Raw genomic sequence first — 7,145 nt, forward strand, 5'->3', positions numbered from 1 at the left:
TTCTGATAGTCCTGAACCACTTTGTTATGCTTGGGAATACCTTGGTCATATTAAGCTGCTGGTGCAAACCACAATTATTGCTAACTCTCGCACCAAAAAGGGGGAAATTTCCAGCGTATAGGGGTTGTACTGTTTTTTAACGCGGTATAACCAGGGGTAATCTTTATTTCTCGGCGTTATTCTCGCATAATCACTGTGTAGATAGTTGGTTTTAAAGCCAGACAACTTGCGATCGCTCTTGGACTACTTGCTGATAAACTGTTTGTGTTTGCTGGGCTAATTTTGTCCAGTTAAACCGCAGGGCCAAATCCCTGTAAGCATTATCAATCAACCATTGGCGATAACCGGGATGTTGGAGAACCTCTAAAATTCCCCAAGCTAGGGAGTCGGGATTATTTACTTGGGTGACAATCCCGGTTTGAGTATGTTTGACTACTTCTGGGAAACCACCAGTATCTGATACTACTACTGGGACGCGGGAAGCAAAACTTTCTAAGGCCACAATACCAAAGGGTTCATAAAGACTAGGGAAAACAGCACAATCGGCAATGGTTTGAAATTTATCCAAGTATTTATCAGAGAGAAAGCCGGTAAAATAACACTTATCCCAAATTCCCAAGTCCCAGGCTTGATGCTGGAGATGCTCGGTATTTCCCCCACCAATAATTACGAATTTAACGTTACCACCCATTGACCACAACACCTTGGGTGCAGCATTAAGTAATACAGACACACCTTTCTCGTATGTCATGCGACCCACATAATAAACAATTTTTTCATGGTCTGCGGCAAATTGGCGGCGAAACTCTTGGGGATGAAAGCTTTCGTCGTGTTGTTTCTTTTCTGGTCGAATACCGTTATAAATGATATCTATTTTGTCTGCAGGACTGTATAAGGCTTGTTGTACCTCTCGCAGCATATAGTTTGTACAGACAATAATTCGCCAAGCGTTATAGGCTAGTAAATATTCTTTGTGATGAATATAACCTTGAATAGGCGTGTGAATACCGTTATGTCGCCCGTATTCAGTGGCGTGGATGGTAGCAATCAGGGGGATTTTAAAGTTATGCTTTAAAGCGATCGCCGCATCTCCTACCAACCAATCATGAGCGTGAATTAAATCAAAGGGTCCTTCCTCCAGAATTAGTTTTCCGGAGTGATCTCCCATACTTTGGTTAAGATTACCTACCCAGTGGAAAAAATCGCGACTTTGTGCTACTGGTACCCGATGCACCTGTATACCTTCAACCAGCTCATACATCGATGCTTGAGCAAACTCTGCGGTAATCAGGTAAATTTCATGTCCTAACTTTACCAGTTCCGGATATAACTCCGCCACATGGCGGGAAATTCCCCCCACTAACCTCGGTGGAAATTCCCAACTTAGCGCCAGTATCTTCATTTATGAAACTCTCCAATAGCCTAATTTATCTACAAAGACCAACATAGTAATTGTAGTGAGTATATTTACTAATTTTTTGGATAGAGCCGATAAATCAAGATAACACAACCACAGGAAGAGGAGAAAAGACTTTCTGATGTTTAGGATACTTTTAATTTCAACATTTCTTGACTTTGAGTGTAAATGAAACTGCTAAGTGACAGCTTTTGTGCAGATGGTATGATTCCCATGAAATTTTCTTGTGAAGGTCAAGGTATTTCTCCTTCACTTAAGTGGGAAGATGTCAGCATTGAAACCCGTAGCTTTGCCTTAATTGTGGATGACCCGGACGCTCCCAATCGCACATTTGTACATTGGGTTCTCTTTAACTTACCCCCCCTGACCCGGAACTTACCTGAGGGGATACCCACAGAACCCCTCCTAAAGGGTGGTGGAATCCAGGGTAAAAATGATACTGGACAATTGGGCTATACTCCCCCTTGTCCGCCCAGTGGTATCCATCGTTATTTTTTTAAACTTTACGCTCTAGATGCGTCTTTAGGGCTAGATTTTGGCATCACCAAAGCAGAATTAGAAGCAGCGATGGCAAATCATATTTTGGCAACAGCCCAATTGATTGGACGTTATAAAAAGCAACATTAAAAGCTAAATACTACGTATAAATACTAGAAAAACTAGAGACGTTCTCACAGAACGTCTCTACAGAGGTTTCATTTGTGGATCTGCAGGGTTTTCTTTAGCCCTGGTCTAAACGCAACACAGCCATAAAAGCCTCTTGGGGTACATCCACAGTTCCCACAGATTTCATCCGTTTTTTACCCTTTGCTTGCTTCTGTAAAAGTTTCTTCTTGCGGCTAATGTCGCCACCATAGCATTTAGCTAACACATCTTTGCGTAAGGCGGGGATGTGTTCACTGGCTATGACTTTACTACCGATCGCAGCTTGAATTGGCACTTTAAATTGATGGCGAGGAATCAGTTCTTTGAGTTTTTCCGCCATTGACCGCCCCATCCCATAGGCTTTATCTCGGTGTACAATCATCGCTAGGGAATCAACGGGGTCGCCGTTAATCATGATATCCAGCTTCACTAAGGGATTTTCACGATAGCCGATGAGATGATATTCCATACTGGCATAACCGCGCGATCGCGACTTCATTTGATCAAAAAAGTCAGTGACCACTTCCGCCAAAGGTAACTCGTATGTCAGGGTAGTACGTCCTTGGGCCAGATATTTCATATCCTTGAAAATACCGCGGCGATTTTGGGACAGTTCCATCAAGGTGCCGACGTAGCCTTCTGGCGTAATCATTTCTACTTGAACGTATGGCTCCTCTATTTTTTCCCGGTCGTTGGGAGCCGGTAAATGGCTGGGATTATCTATATACAGTTCTTCACCTTTGTTAGTGACTACACGGTAAACAACTGAAGGGGCTGTAATAATTAAATCCAGGTTATACTCCCGTTCTAAACGTTCCTGGACAATTTCCATGTGCAGTAACCCCAAAAACCCACAACGGAAGCCAAAACCCATGGCGCTAGAAGTTTCCGGTTCATATTGCAGAGCTGCATCATTGAGTCCCAGCTTTTCTAAAGCCTCCCGCAGGTCTTCAAACTGGTCAGCATCAATAGGGAACATCCCACAAAATACCATGGGTTTGGCTTCTGTGTAACCTGGTAATGCGGCTGGGGCCTTAGCTTTAGATAGGGTAACTGTGTCCCCCACTCGCGCATCAGCTACAGCTTTAATGGCGGCGGCAAAATAGCCTACTTCCCCGGCGTGGAGTTCTTCAACTTGCTTTTCATTGGGAGACAGTACACCTAACTCGTCAACGACATATTCTTTACCTGATGCCATCAAGTAAATGCGATCGCCTTTTTTAATGCTCCCATCCATCACCCGGAAATAAACAATTACCCCCCGGTAGCTATCGTAATAACTATCAAAAATCAATGCTCGTAAGGGTGCATCTGTGGTGTCTTTTGCCGGTGGTATGCGCTCTACTACCGCTGCCAAAATTTCATTAATGCCGATTCCTTCTTTCGCCGAAGCCAGAATCGCACCACTACAATCTAAACCGATAATTTCTTCAATTTCGCTAATTACCCGCTCCGGTTCTGCTCCTGGTAAATCAATTTTGTTTAAAACTGGAATAATTTCTAAGTCATGTTCGAGAGCCAGATAGAGATTAGCCAAAGTTTGCGCCTCCACACCTTGAGACGCATCCACCACTAACAGCGCCCCTTCACAGGCCACAAGGCTCCGGGACACCTCATAAGAAAAATCCACATGGCCGGGAGTATCAATTAAATTCAGGACATATTCCTGACCATCCTTAGCCTTGTAGTTCATCCGGGCAGCTTGCAGCTTAATGGTAATGCCGCGCTCCCGTTCAAGATCCATGTTGTCGAGGAACTGTTCCTTCATTTGGCGCTCATCCACAGTCCCAGTAGCTTGTAACAAGCGATCGGCGAGGGTAGATTTCCCGTGGTCAATGTGAGCAATAATACAAAAATTGCGAATGCGATCTGCGGGAACGTCAGTCATATACTATCTTTGCTGAAGCAGCAATCAAGGTTAAACAAGAAATTTACTTCATATATTTTAATCCTTTCTTAGCCAAGACGCTGTTGCCGGAGAGTGAAGAATATATATTAAAGTCTATTAAAGTCTATTTAACTTGATGGGATTGACGAACCAGTACCCTACAATAAATATATATTCAGTAAATCATGTAGAAATCGTGGGGGGTTACACTAGCTAACTGCCTATAACTACTGATTTACACAGCACAAATTCTGGAGTTGTTGTTTAGGGAGTTGATTACATTTACCATTCCAAAGCAAATGCTGTTAATCTGGCGTTATTTTGGGTAACTATCTCACTATAAATGCAAATTGCATTTTTTAGAAGAGTCGGTAAACTCACTCGAATGGTAGATCATCAGCCCTCGACAAGGCTTGAGAGCTAAAAATCTCTGAGTATATAAACCTATGAATATGAAAGAGAAACCTACCGAAGGTGAGCATCAACGCACCAAGAAGGTAGAAGTCGCCGTCCACTTGGACTCGGAGTTAGTAGAACAAATTCAGCACTTAACCAACGACCCAAGTAAAGTGATTGAGGTAGCCATTCGTCAATGGTTGCGGGGTGAGGCCTCCAGGGATGATGAACTCACACGCAACCATCGGCGCGTACCTGTTCCCCCCCGGGGTGAGTGGAATGACTGAAAATAAACAAGGTGTAAATAAAACATGAAAAAAAGGTAAAGTTTGTCACTATTGGTGCAAAAAAGGCCAAAATACCCAATGTAAGGATGCCAAAGCTGTAATAATTTACCCCCAATTGTTTCACCAGGGGCTTGGGCAAAACTGCTTTGAGGTGCCATTTGTCTATCCAACTCGATTAATGACTTTTACTGCTAACTCCCAATTGCCGGATTTATTTCCCCAGAATCTGGAAGGTTCCCCTAATCACACTGATGGCTGTATGCCAACTCTAGGTTCGGAGTTGGTATACACTCAAGAAGGGACAGGACGCTACGTAACATTTTACTGTCAGCATAGCGAACTGTTGGGGTTAAACCCTAAGCAAATAGTTAATCAAAGTCATGAGGACAAGGTTTTTGTCCCAGTAGATAATGGTGCTTATTTGGAACGCTTACACCGGATTTTAAATACTTTGGTGCCGGAAAAGTTCCAATGCTGGTTTAGCTGCTGTCAAAAATTACTCGAGTTCGAGTTGGTAATTTCCCCTATGATCCCACCCTTGGGAACTGCTGCTACCACAGTTTTAGTCATGGGAAGATTCTTACAAGTGGCTGGGAGGAAATCCCCCGCTGAAGATTTAGCTGTAAATGTACTCGGTGATCAAGTCCGCACAGAACCATACCATAAGCTGGTAAATAAAATTACCAGAAATATCCGCCGGACATTGGATTTAGATGTGATTTGGCAACAAACAGTTGACAGTTTAGGCAAAACCCTAGGGCTAGAGCGTTGCATTATCTGTCCTTACCAGCCCTCTAGTTCTAGAGTCCAGGTGATAGCCGAGTATCACCACCCAGAGCGAGGTTCGATGCTTGGACGGGAAATAGATGTAACTTCTGAGCCAGCTTTTGCCAAGGCCTTGGCCACCCTAGAACCTGTTGTCATGGAAATGTCCCGGTATAATCTGTCGCCCCCGGACAAAATCTTAGTGGTGGCTACTTGCTATCAAGACCAAGCTAATGGACTAATTGCCATCACTATTAAAGATGAATTTCACCCCTTGACAGATGCAGAACTAGAATTAGCCAAAGAGTTTGCTGATCAGTTGGGAACTGCGATCGCCCATGCTACCCTATATAAAGAACTAGAAGCAGCCCGTCAAAAAGCCGAAGCAGCCTCCCGCCTCAAAAGCGAATTTCTGGCTAATGTTTCCCATGAAATCCGTACCCCCCTCAACGGTATGATTGGCTTTTTAAAGCTGATTTTGGAAGGCATGGCAGATGATCCTCAAGAACAACATCAGTTTATTTGTGAGGCTCATTATTTATCAATACATCTACTCCATATTATCAATGATATCTTAGATATAGCCAAAATTGAAGCTGGCAAAATGGAGCTTGCTTGCTCTGCGGTCAAACTCAATGATCTATTTCAAGATGTAGAAAATTTTGTGCGCCCCCAAGCAGAGTCAAGAAACTTGAGTTTCCAAATGCAGATGCTTCCTACTTCCGATGAGATTATTGTCCATGGTAATTACCAAAGGTTACTACAGGTCATGCTCAACTTGGTGAATAATGCTATCAAATTCACCCAAGAAGGGAGTATTAACGTCAGTGCTGATTTAGTCTTGAAAAAAGCGAAATTTCAAAATCAGGAATTTCCCGGAATGGTCAGGGTAAAAGTAGCTGATACAGGTATCGGTGTTTCCCTGGATCAACAAGATAAACTCTTTCAATTATTCTCCCAGGTAGATGGTTCACGTACTCGCCAGTACGGGGGTACAGGTTTGGGACTAGTCATATCCCAGAAACTCATAGAAGCCATGGGTGGCGAGGTACATTTTTACAGTCTGGGGGAAGGACTAGGTGCAACGGTCACATTTACAGTACCTCTCTATCAACAACCTGTTTTAGTTGCTGCTGATGTTAATACCTCCCCTCCCTGAAAAGATTATAAATCATGTGGTATCCAGCATCCAGCATCCAGGGGTTCAAAACCCCCGACTCCCCTGGGTGTCGATCGCCCCACAGATCCCGGACTTCTGGCTAAGTTATCTTAGATGATCTGTGACCATGTGAGAAGTCGGGGATCTTAACCACCCCACAGATACCGGACTTTTACCTAAAGATAATCAAATACATGATCTTCTAGTCAGATTTATCTGACTTTAGCTATTAGACGGGGGTTTCTAACCCCCGGATCCCCGTGTAGCATCAAACGGAATTTTTCAACCCAGGGCGATCGCCTTTCTAATCAGGGGAAGACATCTGATTAACTATATTCATGGTTTCCACACTGACTCTACACACCCGCATTAATAAATCTATTACCTGTTCTTTATAGTCTGCAAACCGGTAAGTGTTGAATTTTTCCGCAATGGTGGGGTCTTTGGGTTTCTTCTCCTTATATTGATCTAAAATCCATTCCAAAGCGCAACGATTGCCCAGCATATATTCCCATGCTATACTAGGCACACCTTGTAATGTAGTCACATCATCTAAGATAATACTTCCCTGGGTTTTATCAGCCTTTA

At 43.4% G+C, this 7,145-nt stretch carries 6 protein-coding genes; 3 read left to right on the top strand and 3 right to left on the bottom strand.

Annotation, left to right across the window (positions count from 1 at the left end):
• Window positions 1-211: 211 nt before the first annotated feature.
• Window positions 212-1,402 carry a glycosyltransferase family 4 protein gene (locus PN447_RS05310; protein ID WP_271761400.1) on the bottom strand — a complete coding sequence of 397 codons (1,191 nt, stop codon included), beginning with the start codon at window positions 1,400-1,402 and terminating at the stop codon, window positions 212-214.
• A gap of 183 nt (window positions 1,403-1,585) precedes the next feature.
• On the opposite strand from PN447_RS05310, the gene PN447_RS05315 reads away from it, so the two are divergent.
• On the top strand, window positions 1,586-2,044 hold the full coding sequence (locus PN447_RS05315; protein WP_271761402.1) for a YbhB/YbcL family Raf kinase inhibitor-like protein: 459 nt from the start codon (window positions 1,586-1,588) through the stop codon (window positions 2,042-2,044).
• A 94-nt stretch (window positions 2,045-2,138) separates the two neighbouring features.
• Here the strand turns inward: PN447_RS05315 and lepA are convergent, their stop codons facing one another.
• Window positions 2,139-3,950 (bottom strand): translation elongation factor 4, encoded by a 1,812-nt coding sequence (lepA, locus tag PN447_RS05320; protein ID WP_271761404.1) that lies wholly within the window; start codon window positions 3,948-3,950, stop codon window positions 2,139-2,141.
• Window positions 3,951-4,396: 446 nt separating this feature from the next.
• On the opposite strand from lepA, the gene PN447_RS05325 reads away from it, so the two are divergent.
• Window positions 4,397-4,633 (top strand): hypothetical protein, encoded by a 237-nt coding sequence (locus PN447_RS05325; RefSeq protein WP_271734975.1) that lies wholly within the window; start codon window positions 4,397-4,399, stop codon window positions 4,631-4,633.
• A gap of 178 nt (window positions 4,634-4,811) precedes the next feature.
• Window positions 4,812-6,557 carry a sensor histidine kinase gene (locus PN447_RS05330; RefSeq protein WP_271761406.1) on the top strand — a complete coding sequence of 582 codons (1,746 nt, stop codon included), beginning with the start codon at window positions 4,812-4,814 and terminating at the stop codon, window positions 6,555-6,557.
• A 304-nt stretch (window positions 6,558-6,861) separates the two neighbouring features.
• Here PN447_RS05330 and PN447_RS05335 read toward each other — a convergent pair.
• Window positions 6,862-7,145 (bottom strand): type ISP restriction/modification enzyme (locus PN447_RS05335; protein WP_334311082.1); only part of this gene is annotated, 284 nt, incomplete at its 5' end.

This window comes from Anabaena sp. CS-542/02 (genome assembly GCF_028331085.1).
Lineage (GTDB): Bacteria > Cyanobacteriota > Cyanobacteriia > Cyanobacteriales > Nostocaceae > Anabaenopsis > Anabaenopsis arnoldii.